Below are 21,442 nucleotides of genomic sequence, written 5' to 3'. Positions count from 1 at the left end.
GACCCGGGTTTAGACACCGGTGTCAACCGAGTTGTGTTACAAGTCGGGAGGGGAGTCAACCGAGATGTCGGACAACTCGACGATCAGCGTCTCGGCGCGGGGCCTGTGCTGGCGCGGGGGATAAGCCGGGTATCGAAGGTCAACCGGTCACGCGGCGTCTTTGAATCGAGCAGCAGGTCGGCGGCGCTGCGGGCCAGTTCGTGCACCGGCTGGCGAACGGTGGTGAGCGGCGGCCAGACGGCGGCCGCGAGATCCCGATCGTCGAACCCGGCAATCGACAATTGTTCGGGGACGGCGATGCCCCGCTCATGTGCGATCGCGAGCACGCCGGCGGCCATGTCGTCATTGCCCGCGAAGATTGCGGTCGGCGGCGTCGGGAGTTCAAGCAACGCCCGCGCGGCGCGGCGGCCCGATTCGATGCTGTAATCGCCAGGTACGACAAGATCGGGGTTGAACGCCACGCCGTGCGCGTCGAGCGCCGAGCGATAGCCTTTTAGACGCTCGACCGACGAGATATGCGCGTCCGGCCCCTTGATGAAGGCGATGGCGCGATGGCCATGGCCGAGCAGATGCGCGGTCGCCTCACGCGCGGCGCTGGCGTCGTCGATCGTCACCGACCGCCCGACATCGCGGCGCAGCCCCGGCTCGATCCGCACATAGGGCAGCCCGCGCCGGTCGAGTTCGTCGAGCAAGGCTTCGCTTTCGGTCACTGGCGGGGATAGGATCAGTCCGTCGAGATGCGTCTCGTCCACCAGAGCGCAGACATCGGCGACCAGCCCCGGCGCGGCGCTGTCGACTGGCTGGGTCAGCAGCCGATAACCATGTTCGGCGCACCCCTCCTGCGCGCCGGCAAGGAGGTGATAGACATAATAGGGGCTGGGGTTGTCGTAGAGCAGCCCGACCTGAAATGACTTGCGGCCGGCGAGCGTGCGTGCGGCGAGGCTGGGGCGGAAATTGAGTTCGGCGACGACTTGCTCGACGCGGCGGCGGGTTTCCTCGCTGACGTTCTTTTCGTTGTTCAGCACGCGCGAGACGGTCTTGAACGACACGCCCGCGAGCTTCGAAACTTCCTTGATCGTGGGCCGTCGCGCCATTTGCCTCCCTGACGGGTCAGGCATAGGTGACAGCGTTGGCAACAGGCAAGAGTGGAGTTGAGTCATGGATCGCCGGACTATGCTGGGGGAGTGGCGGCAACGGCGATCGTGGCGCTGCCCGCCCGCGCGGCGCGACCGGCGACGGGACTGCGGGTGATGGCGTTCAATGTCCGCCTGCCGCGCGCCGAGGATGGGGTGAACCGGTGGGAGGCGCGCGGCGACCTGTTCGTCGAGACGATCCGGCGCACCGATCCCGACATCATCGGTACGCAGGAATTGTGGAAGATCCAGGGCGACTATGTGCTGGAGACGCTGCCCGGCTATTCCTGGTTCGGGATCGATCGGCGCGGTGGGCATGGCGACGAGCATATGGGGGGTGTTCTTTCGCCGCGACCGGATGAAGGTGATCGAACTGGGCAATTTCTGGTTGTCGGATATGCCGAGCGTGCCGGGGAGCATCAGCTGGGGGCATCCCTATCCGCGGATGGCGACATGGGGGTTGTTCGAGACCAGGGCAGGCAAGCGCTTCTGGCTGATCAACACGCATTTTCCGTATCGGGCCGAGGATGAGGCGGCGCGAAGCAAATGTGCGGCCGCGATTGCGGAGTGGGTGGCGCAGCGGCCTGCCGGGGATGTGGTGGTGCTGACCGGGGACTTCAACACCGGGCCGGAGAGCGAGAGCCATCGTATCCTGTCCACCCATCTGGCCGATGCCTGGACCGCGGCGCCGAAGCGGAAGGGGCCGGAGGGGACGTTCCATGGCTTCAGCGGAACGCCGGGGAAGCGGATCGACTGGGTGATGTCCCGCGGCCTGACGCCGGTGGCGGTCGAGACCGTCGATTTCGGGCGGGGCGGGCGGTTTCCGTCGGATCACTTTCCGGTGGTTGCCGACTATCGCTGGCCCTGAAAATAAAGACCCCGCCCGGACGCGCCGGGCGGGGCCATGAAGGTCGTTTCGATCAGCCCGCCGCGAGCGCCGCGAGCAGCAGCAGCGCGACGATGTTGGTGATCTTGATCATCGGATTGACCGCAGGGCCAGCCGTGTCCTTGTAGGGATCGCCGACCGTGTCGCCGGTGACCGCCGCCTGATGCGCCGGGCTGCCCTTGCCGCCATAGGCACCGAGTTCGATCACCTTCTTGGCATTGTCCCACGCGCCGCCGCCGCTGGTCATCGAGATCGCGACGAACAGGCCGGAGACGATCACGCCGATCAGCAATGCGCCGAGCGCGGCGAAGCCATTGGCCTGACCGGCGACTGCGGTGATCGCGAAATAGACGACGATCGGCGCGAGCACCGGGAGCAGCGAAGGCACGATCATCTCGCGGATCGCGCCCGCCGTCACCAGACCCACGGTGCGTGCATAGTTGGGACGCACGCTGCGGTCGGCGATGCCGGGGTTCTCCTTGAACTGCGCGCGGATATCGAGCGCCACCGCCTGCGCCGTGCGGCCGACGGCGGTCATCGCCATGCCGCCGAACATGTAGGGCAGCAACGCGCCGAGCAGCAGCCCGACGATGACATAGGGGTTGGACAGCGAGAAGTTCACCGCGACATCGGCGAAGAACTCACCCAGATCGACGGTGTAGGTGGCGAACAGCACGAGCGCCGCGAGGCCGGCCGAACCGATCGCATACCCCTTGGTCACCGCCTTGGTCGTGTTGCCCACCGCGTCGAGCGCATCGGTGCGTTCGCGCACTTCCTTGTCGAGGCCCGCCATCTCCGCAATGCCGCCGGCATTGTCGGTCACCGGACCATAAGCGTCGAGTGCGACGACCATGCCAGCCAGCGCCAGCATCGACGTGGCGGCAAAGGCGATGCCCATCAGGCCGGCGATCTGGAAGCTGGCGATGATGCCGACAACGATGACCAACGTCGGCAGCGCGGTCGATTCCATCGACACGGCCAGCCCCTGAATGACGTTGGTGCCATGGCCCGAATCCGATGCCTTGGCGATCGACTTGACCGGGCGATAGTTGGTGCCGGTGTAATATTCGGTGATCCACACCAGCAGCCCGGTGACGCCGAGGCCGACCATCATCGACCAGAAGAGGTCCATGCCGGTGAAGCCGAGCCCGCCGCCGACCTGGGTGTCCATGCCGCCCAGCGTCTGCGCGGTGACATAATAGATCGCCGGAATCGAGAGGACGGCCGTGGCGAAGAAGCCCTTGTAGAGCGCACCCATGATGTTGGTGCCCGAGCCGAGCCGGACGGCATAGGTGCCGATGATCGAGGTGATGATGCAGATGCCACCCACCGCGAGCGGCAGCGCCATCAGCGCGAGCAGCGACGCATTGTCGATGCCGGTGACGAGCAACGCGGTCAGCACCATCGTCGCGCCGATCGTGACGACATAGGTTTCGAACAGATCGGCGGCCATGCCGGCGCAGTCGCCGACATTGTCGCCGACGTTATCGGCGATGACGCCGGGGTTGCGGTCGTCATCCTCGTCGAAGCCGAGTTCGTTCTTGCCGACCATGTCGGCGCCGACGTCGGCCGCCTTGGTGAAGATGCCGCCGCCGAGGCGGGCGAAGATCGAGATCAGCGACGCGCCGAACGCCAGTGCGACGAGTGCGTCGACGACATGGCGATCCTGCGGCGCGTAGCCGGCGGGGCCGGTGAGGTACCAGAAGAAGACCGAGATCGCGAGCAAGGCGAGACCCGCCACCAGCATGCCGGTGATCGCGCCGGCGCGGAATGCGACGGTAAGGCCTGACTGGAGCGAGGTGCGTGCTGCTTCGGCGGTGCGGACATTGGCGCGGACCGAGATGTTCATCCCGATAAAGCCGGTGACGCCCGACAGCACCGCGCCGAGCAGGAAGCCGATTGCCGAGGTGAGACCGAGGAAATAGCCGACCAGCGCCGCGACGATCACGCCGACGACCGCGATCGCGGTATATTGCTTGGCAAGATAGGCCTGCGCGCCTTCCTGAATGGCGGCGGCGATTTCCTGCATCCGGGCATTGCCGGCCGAATAGGCGAGCACCTGGTAGCTCGTGAAAATGCCATAGAGCACGGCGAGTAAGCCGCACCCGATGGCGATCGTGACAACCGTCATCTGGTATCCTTCCCCTGTGAATCCCGCAGGTCGCCCAGGTCTTGATGCCCGGTACAACGCGCGTCGGGGCGGAGCGTAGAGAGGGGCGGGGGGCTGTCAAGCCGCGTGGATCGGTGAGGCGTCCGACGATCCTGACGAAAATGGGGGGTGTCCCGCGCGGTGAACCGGAACGCGCCGGGTTGGCGACCGGAATGCGACGGGTTCGCGACGCCCGCACGACGGGTACGCGGCAGTGGCGCGACGTGCGCGCGACAGGCTGACAACCGGGGCGCGACGGGGATGCGACAGGCTGACACCAGCGACGCGACAGGAACGCGCCGGGTTGGCGACGCGCGGCGGCCTGAGTCGGGTGCTGGCGGGTTCATCTATCAGGGTAGATCAGATGAAATCCAACATTTGAAGGGGGTTGTTGGGGCGATCGACTGCTTCGCGTCGGAGAAGAAGCTGGGCCCCGGCTCGAGGCCGGGGGTGACGTGAGCTTAGCCGTGACGGTAGCCGAGCTTGGTGGGGAGGGGCACCGGCGCGTCGTTTGCGGTGAGGGTCAGGCCGTCGCAGGGGCTGGCGGTGCCGATGCGGGTGGCGGGGACGGGCGGTTCGGTGTCGGCGGGGAGGGTGAAGAGGAGTTCGTAATCGTCGCCCGCGCTGGCCGCGTCGAGGACGGGGCCGGGGAGCGCGAGCGGGATGGCGTCGAGGTCGATGGCGAGCGCGATGCTGCTGGCCGCCGCGAGCCGCTGCGCGTCGATCAGCAGGCCGTCGGAGACGTCCATCATCGCGGTGGCAAGGGGGGCGAGCGCCTGTCCCTCGGCAAGGCGCGGGACGGGGTGGAGGTAGCGGGCCAGGTCGCGCGGTTCCCCATCCGCGCCGAACGCTGCGCCGCCGATGGTGCCCGTCACCCAGAGACTGTCGCCGGGTCGGGCGCCGGTGCGCAGCGGGGTGCGGGCGGGGGCGGCGCCGATGGCGGTGAGCGTCAGGCTGCGCGGCGCTCCAGCGGGCATCGCCACCGTGTCGCCGCCGATCAGCGGCATGGAATAGCGGGTGAGCGCGTCGTTGAGGCCGTTCAGGAAGGCGCGGTCCCACTGTGCATCGCCCGACAGGCTGTAATTGAGCAGGCACGCGAGCGGGGTCGCGCCCTTGGCGGCGAGGTCGGAGAGATTGACCGCCGCGAGCCGCCAGCCGACCGACTCCGGCGGGTCGTGCGGGCGGTAGTGGACCGACTCGACCATCGTGTCGCTGGTGAGGATGAGCTTGCCCGCCGCGACATCGAGTTGCGCAGTGTCGTCCGCGAGGCCCACCGCCGCCGGGTGCGTCGCGATGGCGCGCAGGGCGGTGAGGAAGGCGAATTCATCGGGCATCTTCGCGGCGTAGGCGATCATGTCCGGATGGGAAAGGGCACTGCCGAGGTCATTGCATTCGTATGCATCCTCCCGTTGCGCGTGCGGCCTGATAGGTTCGGGGGAACGACAAGGGAGAGGCGAATGAAGGTCATGCGGCGCGATGTGCTGGGCGGCGCGCTGGCTGGGCTGGGGCTGGTGGCGCTGCCTGCGGCGGCGCAGGTGACGGGCGGGCGGATCGTCGAGATCGACCCCTTTCCGTCGCGCCATGTCGCGCCGCGCAAGGTGATCGTGTGGCTGCCCGAGGCATATGACCGGCGGCGCGCGGCGCGCTTTCCCGTCATCTACATGCATGACGGGCAGAATATCCTCGACGGCAAGACCGCCTTTGCCGGGGAGTGGGGGGTGGACGAGGCAATCGCGCGGATGGCGGCGCGCGGCGACCTGCGCGACACGATCGTCGTGGGCATGGTCAACACGCCGGCGCGGTATCGCGAATATTTCCCGCAAAGGTCGCGGCGCATCTGCCCGAAGCCTATCGTGCGGCGGTGCTGGCGATGGCGGACGGGCCGTTGCTGGGCGATGCCTATCTGCGCTTCATCGTCGAGGAGGTGAAGCCGGCGATCGACAAGCGTTTTCGGACGCTGGCGGGTCCGGCCGACACGTCGGTGATGGGATCGTCAATGGGCGGGCTGATCTCGCTCTATGCGATCGCGGAGTATCCGCACGTGTTCGGTCAGGCGGCGTGCCTGTCGATCCATTTGCCGCTGACCGCGCCGATGGCGGCGCATAACCGCCCGCCCGAGGGGCCGCAGGCGGTGGCGGCGGCATTCCGCGCCTGGCTGTCGGGCAGCCGGTTCGATCCGAAGCGCAATCGCGTCTATCTCGACCATGGCACTGCCGGGCTCGACGCGTCCTACCCGCCCTTTGCCGAGGCGATCGACGCGATGCTGCCGACGATCGGCTGGGTGCGTGGGCAAACCTATGAGCTGCGCAGCTTCACCGGCACCGACCACAATGAGCGGGCGTGGCGCGAGCGGATCGACATTCCGCTCGGATTTCTCGACCGCCGCCGCTGAGCGGGCCGGTGCCGCCTTCAGACAAAAGACTCACACCGCCTTCAGCGCTTCCTCGAAGTCCGCGATCAGGTCGTCGGCATTTTCGACGCCGATCGAGATGCGCACCAGATTGTCGGTGATGCCGAGCGCCTGTTTGCGCGCGTCGGGGACCGAGAGGTGGGTCATCGCGGCGGGGGCGCTGGCGAGGGTTTCGGTGCCGCCGAGGCTGACCGCGAGCTTGGCGATCTTGAGGCTATCGAGGAAGGCGAACGCCTCCTTCTCGCCGCCCTTGAGGTAGAGCGAGAAGGTCGATCCGGCACCGGTGCAGTGGCGGTCGTAGATGTCGCGCTGACGGCTGCCCTCGGGCAGGAAACCGAGATAGCCGACGCTTTCGACCTTGGGGTGGGTGCGGAGATATTCGCAGACCTTGACCGCATTCTCGCCCGCGCGGCTCATGCGCAGTTCGAGCGTCTCGAGCGAGCGCAGCAGCATCCAGGCGGTGTTGGGGTCGCAGATCGTGCCGATGGTGTTGCGCATCAGGCGGATCGTGTTGATCAGCTCCTTGCTCCCCAGCACGCCGCCCGCCACGAGGTCGCTATGGCCGCCGGCATATTTGGTGAGCGAATAGACGACGAGGTCGGCGCCCTGCTTGAGCGGCTGCGCCCAGAGCGGGCCGAGGAAGGTGTTGTCGATCGCGATCGGCGGCTTGTTGGCGCCGGTGAAGATCGCGTCGCGGCTGGCGGCGACGGCCTCGACATCGACCAGCACATTGGTCGGGTTGGCGGGGCTTTCGAGATAGATGAGCGCGACATTGCCGGAGGCGGCCTTGCTGAGCACCGCGTCGATCTCTTCGCGGGTCGCGCTGGCCGGGAAGTCGAGCCAGTGCACGCCGAACTTGCCGAGGATGCGCGCGATCAGCGTTTCGGTCGCAGCGTAGAGCGGGCCGCTGTGCACGATGGTGTCGCCGGGCTTGACCATCGCGAGGAACAGGGTGGCGATGGCCGACATGCCGGAGGAGAAGGCGAGCGCGTCCTCCGCCTCTTCCCACACGCCCAGGCGATCTTCGAGGATTTCCTGATTGGGGCCGTTGAAGCGGGAGTAGACGAGGCCTTCGGCGCCGCCGGGGCGCTTGCCGGTCACGCCTTCGAAATGGCGCTTGCCGGCGGCGGCGTTGGGGAAGACGAAGGTCGAGGTCGCGAAGATCGGCGGCTTCAGCGAACCTTCCGACAGCATCGGGTCATAGCCGTGGCCCATCATCATCGTCGCGGGGCTGAGCTTGCGATTGCCGATCGTGTCGGCCGAGGGCTTGGGACGGCGGCGCGGTTCGGCACCGGTGAGATCGGCTTCGGTGGGCTTGCCCGGCTTGTCGGTCATGGTGCGTCCGCTCCTGGTATCAGATGTAACTAGTTACCGCTGCCGTCGCACCGTTCCGCTACCCCGTCAATCCAATCACGCTGATCTGGCGGCCGTAATCGGGTGCGCCCTCATGCGTGGCGCGGCGATAGCTGAAGAAACGCGCCGGATCGGCATAGGTGTCCGCGCCGAGCGCCGCGACCCGGCGCACCCCGGCGGCGGCGAGGCGGTGGACGACATAGGCCTCGAGGTCGAACTGGTGGTGGCCGGGCTTGCCGGGGGTGAAGAAGCGCTCGTTGGCCGGATCGGCGGCGGCGAATCGGGTGAGGAAGCCGTCGTCGACTTCGTAACTCGCGCGGGCGATGCAGGGGCCAACCGCGGCGGCGATGCGGCTGCGGTCGGCGCCGAGTTCTTCCATGCGGGCGAGTGTCGCGTCGGTGACGCCGTGGAGCGCGCCCTTCCACCCCGCATGCGCGGCGGCGACGACGCCGGCGGTGCGGTCGGCGAACAGCACGGGGGCGCAATCGGCGGTGAGGATGCCGAGCAGCAGGCCGGGGCGGTCGGCGACGAGCGCGTCGGCGTGCGGGCGGCTGTCCTCGTCCCAGTCGTCGCCGACGATTACCGCGTCGGGAGAATGGACCTGATGCACGGTGGCGAGGCGGCTGTCGGGCGCGACGGCGGCGATGACGCGGCGCTGGTTCTCGATCAGTTCGGGCGTGGGGGGCAGGCCGCGACGGCCCATGTCGAGGCTGGCGGTGGGGCCGGTCGTGACCCCGCCGGTGCGGCCGATAAAGCCGTGCGCGATGCCGTCGAGGGTGGTGGCGCGCAGAATGGTGAGCGCTTCGCTCACAGCGCGAGCCGCATCACGAGGTCGCGGTCGATCTGGCGGCCGACCGGGAAGGCATAGTCACCGACATGGACGAAACCGAACTTGGCGTAGAAGGCGATCGCGCGGTGGTTTTCCTCGAACACGGTCAGCAGCAGCGCGGGTGCGTGGCGCGCGCGGGGCGGTGGCCATCGCCCAATCCATCAGTGCGTGCGCGACGCCGCGTCCATGCCAGTCGGTGGCGACATAGAGCTGCGACAGCTGGGCGTCGGTCGGCTGGGCCTGTTCGAGGGTCGGGGGGACCATCTTTGCGTAGCCGGCGATGGTGCCGTCGAGGCGCGCGATGGCCCAGGTGATTGCCGGGTTGGCGAGGTCGCGGATCAGGCGGCCCTCTGGACCGAAGCTCTCGTCCAGGAACGCGGCGAGATCCTCGGGCTTGTAGAAATGGGCGAAGGTGTCGCGCCAGCTTGCCTCCGCCATCGCGTCGAGTGCGATTGCGTCCGCGGGGGGTGGGGGTGTCGATCGTGAGGACGGCGCTCATTCCCCGAACCCCGCAGGGATGGGCCAGCCGGGAGCGGTCAGCGCGACGACCTTGAACAATTCGCCCATCGCGTCGTCGCCGGTCAGCCGGTCGCGGGCGGCGGCGATGTCGGCGGCGCGGTCGGGCGAGGAGCGGGTGAGGGCATCGGCACGCGGTTCAATGCCGAGATCGCGGAGCCATGCGCCCTGTGGTACCGGGCCATAGGCCTCCAGCCCCTCGACCCGCGCGGCTTCGATCAGCGTGCCGAAATCGACATGGGCGGTGAGGTCGGCCTCGCCCGGGTCCTCGAACGGATTGACGTAAGCATGGCCGCGCACCGCCTGAAGCGTGTCGCCGATCGCGGGCCCGGCATAGCCATAGTCGATCACGATCGCCGCGCCGCCCTGTTGCAGCAATCGCGCGGCGAGGGCGCGCAGGATTGCGACACTGGGGGCGAGGTTTCGAGGATCGATCCGTCCTCTGCATCGCGGAATTGCGGAGGGATGATCGGATCGAAGATGGTGTTGCCGATCACGGGGATGAACAGCGTGTCCTGACAGGCGACGAGCCGTTCGCGCCAGCCCTGTTGCGTCTTGACCAGCTGACGGATCGGAAGCGCGTCGAAAAATTCGTTGGCGACGACCAGCAGCGGCTTGTCGTCGGGAATGCCGACCAGATCGAGCGACCATTCGGCGTCCGGCACCGCCTTTGCCTGTTCGGCGCGCAGCGCGGGGCTGTTCTCGACAAAATGGACAGGGGGCGTCAGGCCCGCGCTGCGCATCGCGCGCAAGGCGTCGGCAGCGAGCGTGCCGCGCCCCGGGCCAAGCTCGACATAATGGCAGTCGGGGCGATCGGCGCGGTCCCACAGGTCGGCGAGCGCGAGGCCGACCAGCTCGCCGAACATCTGGCTGATTTCGGGCGCGGTGGTGAAGTCGCCACGCGTGCCGAGCGGATCGCGGGTCGCGTAATAATGGGTGTTGGCGGCGCCCATATATTGCGACAGCGGGATCGGCCCGGCCAGGGTGATGGCGCGGGCGATCCGCTCGGGCAGCGGGCCGTCTGGATTAGCCTGTTCGGTCATCGCTTGGCGACATGCCCTCCCCCGACCCCTCCCGCAAGCGGGAGGGAGATTCATGCAATTGTCTGGTCGCCGGCAAAGGGTTCGACCCGTTCGCGGCGCTTCTTCGCGGTGGCGATGAGGTAGAGGCCCCCGAAGATCATCGGCAGCGTCAGCAGCTGGCCCATGTGCAGCCCCGGCGTCGCGAAGATCGTGCCGTCGAACTGCGCGTCATGCTCGCGGAAGAATTCCACGAACCAGCGCGACAGGCCATAGCCGAGGATGAAGGTGCCGACGAGCTTGCCCGGCTGATAGCGCGCGTCGGTCTTCCAGAACAGGAACCACAGGACCAGGCCGACGACGAGGCCCTCGAGCCCTGCCTCATAGAGCTGGCTGGGGTGGCGCGCGAAGGTCTCACCGGTCGGCTGGACGCCATTATGATCGTACACGATGCCCCATGGCATCGTCGTCGGATGGCCCCACAGCTCGCCATTCACGAAATTGGCGAGGCGGCCGAAGAGCAGCCCGAACGGCACCGCGCAGGCGACATAGTCGTGGACGCGGAGCCAGTTGAGCTTTCCTTGCGGCACAGCCACAGGATCGCGAGCGTGACGCCGAGCACGCCGCCGTGGAAGGACATGCCGCCTTCCCAGAGCTGGAGAAGCTTGATCGGCTCGAGGAACAGCGCCGGCTGGTAGAAGATCGCATAGCCGAGCCGCCCGCCGACGATGATGCCGATCGTGGCATAAAAGACCATGTCGTCGGCATGGCGGCGCGCCATCGGCGCACCCGGCTGTGCAAGCAGCTTGAGCAGGTACCACCAGCCGACCAGGATGCCCGCGATATAGGCGAGCGAATACCATTTGAGCTGGAAGAAGCCGAGGTCGAGCGCGACCGGATGCAGGCCGAGATCGCTGAACTGGATATGGGATGCGGCTTGCGCGGCGGCGGTCAGGATCACGATTGGGCTCTCCCCGGGAGTTCGGCGCTGTCCTATCGGGATATGACGCCGGGGCCAAGGGGCGGGATGGGGTTCAGTTTATCCTCCCCCTGGCGGGGGAGGATTGGGGAGTGGCGCAGCGGTATCAGCCCCGCTAGACGAACCGAATGGAGCGCAAGGGCTTGAAAGGGATCGACCGGCGCACGCTGCTGATCGGTGGCGGAGCGGGGATCGGGCTGGTCGTCGCGTGGGCGGCATGGCCGCGCACCTATCTGCCCAATCTGCCGCTGCGAGACGGCGAGGCGGGGTTCGGGGCGTGGCTGAAGATCGCGCCTGACGGGCAGGTCACCGTGGCGGTGCCGCAATGCGAATATGGACAGGGCGTGTTCACCACCCTGCCGCAGATCGTCGCCGATGAGCTGGGCGCGGACTGGCGACGGGTGGGGGTCGAACAGGCACCGCTGAGCCCGCTCTATGCCAATGCGATGGCCGCAGGCGAGCTGTTCCCGGCTGTCCTGCCCGACCGGCTGCGCGCGACTCATGCGCGGCGCACCGCGCTGATGCTGACGGGCGCGTCCACGTCGATGCGCGCGTTCGAGGGGCCGCTGCGCGAGGCCGGCGCGGCGGCGCGGGCGATGCTGTGCCAGGCGGCGGCGCGGCGCTGGGGTGTCGACTGGACCGCATGTGACACTGCCAACGGCTTTGTCGTCCATGACAGGCAGAAGATCGGGTTCGGCGAGCTGGCTGCGGACGCAGCGGGTGAAGACGTACCCGCCGACCTGGCCCTGCGCGAGGGCGATGGCACGCGACTGCGGGGCGAGGCCGCGCCGCGGCTCGACGGGCCGGGTAAGGTCAACGGCACCGCGACCTTTGCCGCCGACATCCGCCTGCCCGACATGGTCTTTGCCGCAGTTCGGCAGGGGCCGATCGGCACGGTCAAGCTCGCCGCGCTGGACGAGGCAGGTGCGCGCACCGTCCCCGGCATGTTGCATGTCGTGAAGAACGAGCGCTGGGTCGCTGCAGTTGCCAACAACAGCTGGGCGGCCCAGCGCGCGCTCGACGCAATGAAGCCGAAATTCGAAGTCGCGACCAGGGTCGACAGCGCGTCGATCCAGGCGGCGCTCGACGCAGCTCTAAATGGTGACGGAGCCCGGATGGAGTCGGAGGGCGATCTGTCCGCCGCGTTCAGGGGCGCGCGAGTGGTCACCGCCGAGTACCGCGTCGGGGTGGCGCTGCACGCCGCGATCGAGCCGATGGCGGCGACGGCGAGCTTTGCCGACGGTCGCTGCCGCATCTGGATGGCCACCCAGGCACCGGGCCTTGCCTGCACGGCGGTCGCGGAGGTGCTGGGAATCAGTCCGGCGAGCGTCATCATCCACCCGGTATTCGCGGGTGGATCGTTCGGGCAGAATCTGGAGCATCAGGTCGCACAGCAGGCCGCGCTGATCGCGCGCGAGGTGGGCAAGCCAGTGCAACTGACCTGGTCGCGTGGCGAGACCTGTCTGCACGATCGCTATCGGGCGCCGACGGCGGCGCGGATGACCGCGCGGCTCGGTGCGAACGGCGCGGTGGCGGGGTGGCTCGCCAAGATCGCGGCGCCGGCGAGCGGGCATGAGCTGGCGGCGCGGCTGATGGCGGGGGACAATGCGATTGCGGCGGGGCTTGCGCTGGCGGGCGGTGGCGACCCGGCGGCAGTGGCAGGGGCGCGCCCGCCCTATCGCATTCCCAATCTGGCCGTCGATCACCACCCGGCCGATATCGGCGTTCCGACCGGTTACTGGCGGTCGGGATCGCATGGCGCGACCGCGTTCTTCACCGAAAGCTTCATCGACGAACTGGCGCATGTCGCGCAGATCGAGGCGCACAGCTTCCGCATCGCGATGCTGGGCGGCGAGCCGCGGCTGGCGCGGTGCCTGTCCACCGTCGCGACGCTGGGCGGATGGCAGGGTGGTCTTGCGGGGAGCGGGCAGGGGCTGGCGTGCCACGCCTTTCGCGGATCCTATATCGCGGTGATGGTCGAGGCGTCGGTCGGCGGCGACCAGCGGATCAAGGTCGACCGCATCGTCGCGGCGGTCGATTGCGGTCGCGTGGTCAACCCCGATGTGGTGCAGCAGCAGATCGAGGGCGGACTGATCTTTGGCATGGCCGGGGCGCTGGGGGTCACGACCGGCTTTACCGGCAATATGGCCGATGCGCGGGGCTTCGCCGATCTCGATCTGCCGCGCCTGTCCGACACGCCCGAGATCATGATCGAGCTGATCGCGAGCGAAGCCGAGCCGGGCGGGGTGAGCGAGCTGGCGGTGCCGCCGGTCGCGCCCGCCATCGCCAATGCGATCCATGCCGCTACGGGCGTGCGCTTGCGCCAGCTGCCACTGATTCCGGGGGCGAATGATTCCCGAGAAGCATCCGCTCGCGCCGAGCGGGATCGTCGGCGTATTGCTGGTCAATCTCGGAACGCCCGACGCGCCCGATGCGGGTGCGGTGCGACGTTATCTGGGCGAATTTCTGTCGGATCGGCGGGTGGTCGAGATACCGGCGCTGATCTGGCAGCCGATCCTGCGCGGCATCATCCTGCGCACGCGCCCGGTGAAGTCTGCGCATGCGTATCGGCAGGTGTGGACCGACGAGGGGTCACCCCTCGCCGCGATCACCAGGCGCCAGGCCGAGGCGTTGCAAGTCGCGTTCGCGGGTGCGACGCCCGAGGTGATGGTCGATTGGGCGATGCGCTATGGCATGCCCGCCATCGGCGACCGGCTGTGCGGGCTGAAAGCCTATGGCTGCGACCGCATCCTGATTGCGCCGCTTTACCCGCAATATTGCGCCGCAACCACTGCCACGGTGGTGGACAAGGTGGGCGAGACGCTGGCGAAGATGCGCTGGCAGCCCGCAATCCGCACGCTGCCGCCCTATTATGACGATCCGCGCTATATTGCGGCACTGGCGGAATCGGTGCGAGGGCAACTGGCCGCGCTCGATTTCGAGCCGGATGCCGTGCTGGCGAGTTTTCACGGGATGCCGCAACGGACGCTGGAGCTGGGCGACCCCTATCACTGCCATTGCCGCAAGACTGCGCGGCTGCTGGGCGAAGCGCTGGGCCGCGAACTGACCGTGACGTTCCAGTCGCGTTTTGGCCGGGCGAAGTGGCTGGAGCCGGCAACCGACACGGTGCTGGAGGAGCTGCCGGGCAAGGGCGTAAAGAAGGTTGCGATCGTCGCGCCGGGCTTTTCCGCAGACTGTCTGGAGACGCTGGAGGAGCTGGCGATCCGGGGACGCGAGTCATTTGTCGAGGCAGGCGGAACGCATTTCGCCTATCTGTCATGTCTCAACGATAGTGCGCCGGGCATCGCGATGCTGCGCAGCATCGTCGCATCGGAGCTTGCAGGCTGGGCGGAGCTAACCTAGCCATAAGGCCAACCAACACGGGAGAGGTTCATGGCACGGGTAGCGATCGTAACCGGCGGCACGCGCGGCATCGGCGAAGCGATCAGCGTGGCGCTGCGCGACATGGGTATGAGCGTCGCCGCCAACTATGCGGGCAACGACCAGCGCGCGGCGGAATTCACCGAGCGGACCGGGATCAAGGCGTTCAAATGGGACGTCGCCGATTATGATGCGTGCCAGGCGGGCATTGCGGAGGTCGAGGCGGCGCTGGGGCCGGTCGACGTGCTGGTCAACAATGCCGGCATCACCCGCGACGGCACGATCCTCAAAATGACCTACCAGATGTGGAAGGAGGTCATGGACACCAATCTTGGCGGGTGTTTCAACATGGCCAAGGGCGTGTTCCCCTGGCATGCGTGACCGCAAATGGGGCCGCATCGTCAATATCGGGTCGATCAACGGCCAGGCCGGCCAGTACGGCCAGGTCAATTATGCCGCAGCGAAGAGCGGCATCCACGGATTCACCAAGGCGCTGGCGCAGGAAGGCGCGCGTGCCGGAGTGACGGTCAACGCGATCGCGCCGGGCTATATCGACACCGACATGGTCGCTGCAGTTCCGGCGGAAGTGCTGGAGAAGATCGTCGCGAAGATCCCGGTCGGGCGGCTGGGCCAGGCGAACGAAATCGCGCGCGGCGTGGCGTTCCTGTGCTCGGAAGAGGGCGGGTTCGTCACCGGCTCGACGCTGAGCATCAATGGCGGGCAGCATATGTACTGAGGGGCGCAGGGGCGGCCACGCCCGCCCCCGGTGCGCCGAGCAATCGGCGCAGCGCCCCGCCCGGATGGCGGGGCCGCGCAGCGGAACCCGTCCGACGCCAGGCGCGGGTTTTGCCCGTGCTGCTGTTTCAGCCCGACGACGCGTACTGACACTGGACTCCGGCTCCAAGGCGCGTAGGCTCCGGCCCGCAACCTGACTGGGGGGAGTGGGTTCGATGAAGCACCTCGCACGCGCGGCCGCTGTTTTCGCACTGGCGCTGACGCCGATCGCGGCATGGGGTGATTCGAGTCCGCAGGTGGTGCTCGCCACCCCCGGCATGGGCGGCGGCGCGATCGAGCGCTACACCTTGCGCTTCAGCCAGCCGATGGTGCCGCTGGGCGATCCGCGCGCGGCGTCCCCGATCAAGGTCGCGTGCGCGGTCGGCGGCGAGGGGCGCTGGGTCGATCAGCAAACCTATGTCTGGGAGTTCGCCAGCCCGTTGCCGGGCGGGACGACGTGCAAGATCACGCTTGGAGAGAAGCTGAAGAGCGTCGCGGGCTATGCCGTGTCGGGCAAGCGCGAGTTTACCGTCGATGCCGGTGGACCGACCGTCAAGGCGATGCTGCCGCAACGCTGGGGCGGGGAGATCGAGGAGGATCAGGTCTTCCTGATCGGGACCAACATGCCCGCCACCCGCCAGTCGGTCGCGGCCAACGCCTATTGCGCGGTTGAGGGGATCGGCGAGAAGATTCCGGTCGAACTGCTCGCCGAGGACGTGCCGGGCAAGCTGCTGCAGGACCTGAACCCCAAGCGCTGGGAAGTGCGCAACTTCCTGAGCGATGCCGGGATGGCCGAGGCGCTGCCGGAGAAGGCCGAGGATCGCGCGAAGGTGCTGTCCAATGTCGTAGCGCTGAAATGCGGACGGCCGCTGCCGCCGGGGCGTGATGTGTCTTTGGTGTGGGGCGCGGGCGTTGCTGGAGCGGGCGGCAAGACCGCAGGGGCCGACCAGCGATTCGACTTTACCGTGCGCAAGCCGTTCGAGGCGCGCTTCGAATGTTCGCGGGTCAATCCGCAGGCGGGGTGCAATCCGGTCAAGGAGGCATGGGTCCGCTTTTCTGCGCGCATCCCGCGCGAGCAGGCCGAGGCAATCCGCATCGCGCTGCCCGATGGCAAGCAACTCGTCCCTGCGCTGAGCGACGAGGACAAGCGCGCCAAAACGGTGAGCGACATCAAGTTTGCTGGACCGCTGCCGGCATCGACCACCGCCAAGGTGGTGCTGCCCGAGGGGTTGAAGGACGAAAGCGGGCGCGTGCTGGCCAACGGCCAGCGCTTCCCGCTCGAGGTCCGCTTCGACGAAGCGCCGCCGCTGGTGAAATTCGCTGCGCCGTTCGGGATCATCGAGGCGAAGGAGGGCGGCGTGCTGCCCGTCACCGTGCGCAACGTCGAACCGTCGCTGCAGGGCAAGGGGCTGACCGTCGCGGGCCAGCATCTGCGCGTCGAGGCATCGGACGGGGTGATCGCCAAATGGCTGCGCACGATCGACGAGGCGGACGACTACAAGAGCGATGAGGTCAAGCGCGGGTCCGAGACGGTCACGATCAACCAGACCGGGGCCAAGTCGATTTTGACCGGCAATGTCGGTGCCGCGCTCCAGCCGATCGCGCTGCCCGGCAAGGGCAAGGAGTTCGAGGTCGTCGGCATCCCGCTGGGCAAGCCCGGATTCTATGTCGTCGAGCTGGCGTCGCCGCAATTGGGCCAGGCGCTGCTTGGCCGCGATGCGCCGCGCTATGTCGCCGCGGGCGCGCTGGTCACCAACATGGCGGTGCATTTCAAATGGGGCCGTGAGGGTTCGCTGGTGTGGGTCACCGCGCTCGACAGCGGCAAGCCGGTGGCGAGCGCCGATGTGCGTGTGACCGACAGCTGTTCGGGCAGATCGCTCGCGACGGGCAAGACCGATCAATATGGGCGACTGGCGGTGGTCGAGGGGATTCCCGAGCCGCAAAGCTGGGGCGGGTGCGACGATGGCGCATCACCGCCGCTGATGGTGTCGGCGCGCAAGGGCGATGACATGAGCTTCACGCTGACCGCGTGGGGCGAGGGCATCCGTCCGTACGACTTCGATCTGCGCTATGGCTATGAAGCCGCGAGCGACATCGTCCATACCGTGTTCGACCGCGCGCTGGTCCGCCAGGGCGAGAGCGTCAACATGAAGCATATCCTGCGTCGCCCCGTGGCGACGGGCTTCGTGTTCCCCGACGGGTTCAGCGGCAAGCTGCGCCTGTCGCACAGCGGATCGGACACGCAATTCGAGCTGCCGGTGGCGATCAGCGCGATGGGTAGCGGCGAGAGCCAGTGGAACGTGCCGCAGGGTGCGCCGATGGGCGATTACAACCTGCAATTCGTCAAATCGGACGGCAAGGGCGGCGAGGAGACGGTCTGGACCAGCCAGTCGATCAAGGTCGACGAGTACAAGCTGCCGACGATGAAGGCGTCGGTCGCCGGGCCAAAGGAAGCGGCGGTGCGGCCCAAGACGCTGCCGCTCGATCTGTTCGTCGGGTACCTCTCGGGCGGCGGGGCGTCGAACCTGCCGGTCGAACTGCGCATCGGCTATTATGACGAGAGCGACACGCCCGATGGGTGGGACGGCTATACCTTCGGTGGCCGCGCGATCGAGGAGGGGACCAAGCCGCTCAACGGCGATGGCGAGGAAGAGGATTCGACGCAGCTGCCACCGATGCAGACGCTGCCCGTCACGCTCGGCGCGGATGGCACCGCGCGGACCAGCGTGGACATCCCCCAGACGCTGACCGGCAACAGCCGGATGCGGGTCGAGATGGACTATCAGGACGCGAATGGCGAGGTGCTGACGGCATCGCGCGGCATCACCCTGTTCGGTTCGGGCGTGCAGCTGGGCGTCAAGACCGATGGCTGGCTGATGAAGGAGGACGACCTGCGGCTGCGCTTCGTCGCGCTGGATACGCAGGGCAAGCCGTTGAAGGGCCAACGCGTGCAGGTCGCGGTGTACAGCCGCGAAATCCTGACCGCGCGGCGGCGGCTGATCGGTGGTTTCTACGCGTACGAAAACAACATGCGCACGACCAGGATCGGCGCGTCCTGTTCGGCGAGGACCGACGAACTTGGCCTTGCGCAATGTTCGATCGATCCGGGCGTATCGGGCGAGGTGCATGTCGTGGCGACCACCACCGACAGCGCGGGCAATGTCGCGCGGGCGACGACGTCGGTGTGGCTGGCGGGGGAGGATGACTGGTGGTTCGGGGGGGACAATGGCGACCGGATGGACGTCATTGCAGAGGCACAGGAGTACAAGTCGAGCGATACCGCGCGATTCCAGGTGCGGATGCCGTTCCGTCAGGCCACGGCACTTGTCACAGTCGAGCGTGAGGGCGTGCTGTCGAGCTTCGTCACCGAGCTGTCGGGCGACAATCCGGTGGTCGAGGTGCCGCTGAAGGGCGTCTATGCCCCCGATGTGTTCGTGTCGGTGATGGCGGTGCGCGGGCGCGTCGGCGGGTGGAAACTGTGGTGGGCGGATCTGGCGCGGCGCTGGAACCTGCCCTTCTTCGGCCGTGAAGGGGCCAAGCCGACGGCGTTGGTCGATCTGGCCAAGCCGAGCTTCCGGCTGGGCATCGCCAAGATCAAGGTCGGCTGGGAAGGGCATCGCATGGCGGTGGCCGTCAAGGCGGACAAGGCGAGCTATGCCGCGCGCGACACCGCGAAGGTGGCATTGCAGGTCAACAACCCCGATGGCAGCGTCGCGCCCAAGGCCGATGTCGCGTTCGTGGCGGTGGACGAGGCATTGCTCCAGCTCGCCCCCAACGAGAGCCTGGATGTGCTGAAAGCGATGATGGGCGAGCGGCCGCTGTCGGTGCTGACCTCTACCGCGCAGACTCAGGTGGTCGGCAAGCGGCACTATGGGCGCAAGGCGGTCGAGGCGGGCGGCGGGGGCGGCGGCGATCTGTCGGCGCTCAATCGCGAGAATTTCCAGCCGGTGCTGCTGTGGCGCGGCAAGGTGCCGCTCGACGCACAGGGGCGCGCGCAGGTCGATGTGCCGCTGAGCGATGCGCTGACCGCGTTCAAGCTGGTTGCGGTCGCGACCGGCGACAATGGCCAGACGTTCGGCATGGGCGAGACGGCGGTGCGCACCGCGCAGGATCTGAGCATCTTTGCCGGGATTCCGCCTTTGGTGCGCGACGGCGACTTCTTCTCGGCGGGCTTCACGCTGCGCAACGGGTCGGACAAGGCCATGAAGGTCACCGCCAAGGTCGAATTGTCGCCCAAGGTGGCGACCGGGCGCGACCTGACGGTCGAGATTCCTGCCGGGGGCGCGGTGCCCATCGCGTGGAACCTGACCGCGCCCAAGGGCTTCGAGAAGCTGCAGTGGAAGGTCACCGCCCGCGACGAATCGGGCAAGGCGGTCGATGCGGTGACGGTCACGCAGGACATTGCGCCGGCGGTGCCGATCGAAACCTGGGCCGCGACGCTGGCGCGCGTGGGCGAGGGTGGGCCGATATCGATCGCGCCACCTGCTGGCGCGCTGCCGGGTGTGGGGAGCGTGACGGTGCGGCTGACCGAGACGTTGGTCCCGCCATTGCAGGGCGTGCGCGATTATATGGCGGCATACCCCTATGGCTGTTTCGAGCAGCGCACGTCGCAGGCGGTGGTGCTGGGCGATATGGGTGCGTGGAACCGGCTGGCGGGCGAGATGCCGGTCTATCTCGATCGCGATGGCTTGCTGCGATACTTCCCGTCGGAGAGCCTGCGCGGGTCGGAGGCGCTGACCAGCTATATCCTGTCGATCACGGCGGAAGCGGGCCTTCCGATCCCAGAAGCGTCGCGGAGCCGGATGATCGAGGCGCTGAAAGCGGTGCTCGACGGGCGGCTGCGGCATGACGACTATGGCGATGTCCGGCTGCAAAAGGTCGCGGCGTTCGCGGCGCTGGCGCGGCAGGGCGCGGCGAATGCGGGGATGCTGGGTCAACTGGGCATCACGCCGCAGGACATGCCGACATCGACTCTGGCCGATTATCTCGCGGCTTTGGGTCGGGTGCCGGGGCTTGCCAATGGCGCGCAGCTGCGCGCTGCGGGTGAGGCGGTGCTCAAGACGCGGCTCAACTATGAAGGGACGCGGATCGATCTGGTCGACAAGGGCAATGTGCCGTGGTGGCTGATGGCGTCGGGCGACGAATCGGTGCTCAAGGCGCTGGTCGCGACGCTGGGCCGCCCGGCATTTCAGGGCGAGGGGCCGAAGATGATGGTCGGCGCGGCGCTGCGCCAGCAACGCGGGCATTGGGATACGACCACCGCCAATGCCTGGGGCGTGATCGCCGCGCGCAAGTTCGAGGGGGTCTATCCGGCGGCAGAAGTCGCGGGCGTGACGACCGCGACGTTGGGGATGCAGACCGTGACCCGGGCGTGGCCGCTGCCCGATCCTCAGCGCAACCTGCTGTTCGCGCTGCCGCGTGTGCAGACGCCGCTGGCGCTGAGCCAGGCCGGTGGGGCGGGGCCGTGGGCGAGCGTGCAGGTCAAGGCGGCGGTGCCGCTGACGCAGACGCTCAACGCGGGCTACAAGCTCACCCGCAAGGTCGAGATGGTACAGGCCAAGACCAAGGGCGTGCTGACGCGCGGCGACGTGCTCAAGGTGACGCTGACGGTCGAGGCGAGTGCGGACCGCAACTGGGTGGTGATCAGCGATCCGGTTCCGGCGGGCGCGACAGTGATCGGATCGCTGGGCGGGCAATCGCAGATGCTGGCCGAGGGCACGGGCGGCGGCGGCGCAAGCTATGTCGAGCGCGGGCGCGATGCGTGGCGCGGCTATTTCGCGTGGATGCCGCGCGGGACGCATACAGTGAGTTATGCGATGCGGCTCAATGCAGCGGGCCGCTTGCAGCTGCCCCCGAGCCGGGTTGAGGCGATGTACTCGCCCGAGATCCGCGCGGCGGTGCCGAACCAGCCGATGGTGGTGGCGCAGCGGTGAGATTTGTGGGTCCGGTGTGATGCGTAAGCAGACATCTCGTCGTCACCCCGGCCTTTTGCCGGGGTCCACTTCGCCGCACG

At 67.8% G+C, this 21,442-nt stretch carries 12 protein-coding genes and 4 pseudogenes; 8 read left to right on the top strand and 8 right to left on the bottom strand.

The window, feature by feature from the left end:
- Nucleotides 1-83: 83 nt before the first annotated feature.
- Complete coding sequence (locus tag LRS12_RS03795) at nt 84-1,094, bottom strand: LacI family DNA-binding transcriptional regulator (protein WP_257843385.1); 1,011 nt, start codon at nt 1,092-1,094, stop codon at nt 84-86.
- A gap of 51 nt (nt 1,095-1,145) precedes the next feature.
- On the opposite strand from LRS12_RS03795, the gene LRS12_RS03790 reads away from it, so the two are divergent.
- On the top strand, nt 1,146-1,664 hold the full coding sequence (locus tag LRS12_RS03790; RefSeq protein WP_257843384.1) for an endonuclease/exonuclease/phosphatase family protein: 519 nt from the start codon (nt 1,146-1,148) through the stop codon (nt 1,662-1,664).
- Entirely contained in the window at nt 1,579-2,001 is a 423-nt protein-coding gene (locus tag LRS12_RS03785) for an endonuclease/exonuclease/phosphatase family protein (protein WP_374581240.1), read from the top strand. Before LRS12_RS03790 ends, LRS12_RS03785 begins: the two co-directional genes overlap by 86 nt.
- A gap of 52 nt (nt 2,002-2,053) precedes the next feature.
- Here the strand turns inward: LRS12_RS03785 and LRS12_RS03780 are convergent, their stop codons facing one another.
- Nucleotides 2,054-4,150 (bottom strand): sodium-translocating pyrophosphatase, encoded by a 2,097-nt coding sequence (locus LRS12_RS03780; protein ID WP_257843382.1) that lies wholly within the window; start codon nt 4,148-4,150, stop codon nt 2,054-2,056.
- Nucleotides 4,151-4,629: 479 nt separating this feature from the next.
- Nucleotides 4,630-5,502, bottom strand: coding sequence for a thiamine-phosphate kinase (gene thiL, locus LRS12_RS03775; protein WP_257845420.1), 873 nt, complete (start codon nt 5,500-5,502; stop codon nt 4,630-4,632).
- 123 nt (nt 5,503-5,625) lie between these two features.
- Between thiL and LRS12_RS03770 the strand changes: the two genes are divergently transcribed.
- Complete coding sequence (locus LRS12_RS03770; RefSeq protein WP_257843381.1) at nt 5,626-6,096, top strand: esterase family protein; 471 nt, start codon at nt 5,626-5,628, stop codon at nt 6,094-6,096.
- On the top strand, nt 6,039-6,560 hold the full coding sequence (locus LRS12_RS03765; RefSeq protein ID WP_257845419.1) for an alpha/beta hydrolase: 522 nt from the start codon (nt 6,039-6,041) through the stop codon (nt 6,558-6,560). The genes LRS12_RS03770 and LRS12_RS03765 overlap by 58 nt, the downstream gene beginning before the upstream one ends.
- A 30-nt stretch (nt 6,561-6,590) precedes the next feature.
- Here LRS12_RS03765 and LRS12_RS03760 read toward each other — a convergent pair whose 3' ends face one another.
- From LRS12_RS03760 to lgt, 5 genes and pseudogenes are all read right to left on the bottom strand, one after another.
- Nucleotides 6,591-7,913: a cystathionine gamma-synthase family protein gene (locus LRS12_RS03760; protein WP_257843380.1), complete on the bottom strand. Its 1,323-nt coding sequence runs from the start codon at nt 7,911-7,913 to the stop codon at nt 6,591-6,593.
- A 58-nt stretch (nt 7,914-7,971) separates the two neighbouring features.
- The gene (gene pgeF, locus LRS12_RS03755) at nt 7,972-8,742 is read right to left on the bottom strand and encodes a peptidoglycan editing factor PgeF (protein WP_257843379.1); all 771 of its coding nucleotides are present in this window, start codon (nt 8,740-8,742) and stop codon (nt 7,972-7,974) included.
- A gap of 57 nt (nt 8,743-8,799) precedes the next feature.
- Nucleotides 8,800-9,198 (bottom strand): GNAT family N-acetyltransferase, encoded by a 399-nt coding sequence (locus tag LRS12_RS03750; protein WP_257843378.1) that lies wholly within the window; start codon nt 9,196-9,198, stop codon nt 8,800-8,802.
- A gap of 57 nt (nt 9,199-9,255) precedes the next feature.
- A pseudogene (locus LRS12_RS03745) lies at nt 9,256-10,319 on the bottom strand (class I SAM-dependent methyltransferase).
- Nucleotides 10,320-10,369: 50 nt separating this feature from the next.
- Nucleotides 10,370-11,256 (bottom strand): annotated as a pseudogene (gene lgt, locus LRS12_RS03740) (prolipoprotein diacylglyceryl transferase).
- A 146-nt stretch (nt 11,257-11,402) separates the two neighbouring features.
- Between lgt and LRS12_RS03735 the strand changes: the two are divergent.
- The 4 genes and pseudogenes from LRS12_RS03735 to LRS12_RS03720 all read left to right on the top strand — a co-directional run.
- Nucleotides 11,403-13,619 (top strand): annotated as a pseudogene (locus LRS12_RS03735) (molybdopterin cofactor-binding domain-containing protein); the annotation flags it as partial.
- A 4-nt stretch (nt 13,620-13,623) separates the two neighbouring features.
- Nucleotides 13,624-14,637 carry a ferrochelatase gene (gene hemH, locus LRS12_RS03730; RefSeq protein WP_257843377.1) on the top strand — a complete coding sequence of 338 codons (1,014 nt, stop codon included), beginning with the start codon at nt 13,624-13,626 and terminating at the stop codon, nt 14,635-14,637.
- 30 nt (nt 14,638-14,667) lie between these two features.
- A pseudogene (gene phbB, locus LRS12_RS03725) lies at nt 14,668-15,391 on the top strand (acetoacetyl-CoA reductase).
- Between the two features lie 214 nt (nt 15,392-15,605).
- Nucleotides 15,606-21,362 carry an alpha-2-macroglobulin gene (locus LRS12_RS03720; protein WP_257843376.1) on the top strand — a complete coding sequence of 1,919 codons (5,757 nt, stop codon included), beginning with the start codon at nt 15,606-15,608 and terminating at the stop codon, nt 21,360-21,362.
- The last annotated feature ends 80 nt before the right edge of the window (nt 21,363-21,442 follow it).

This window comes from Sphingomonas sp. J344 (assembly GCF_024700005.1).
In the GTDB taxonomy this organism is placed as follows: domain Bacteria; phylum Pseudomonadota; class Alphaproteobacteria; order Sphingomonadales; family Sphingomonadaceae; genus Sphingomonas.
This window is presented reverse-complemented; position numbering and strand designations above follow the sequence as displayed.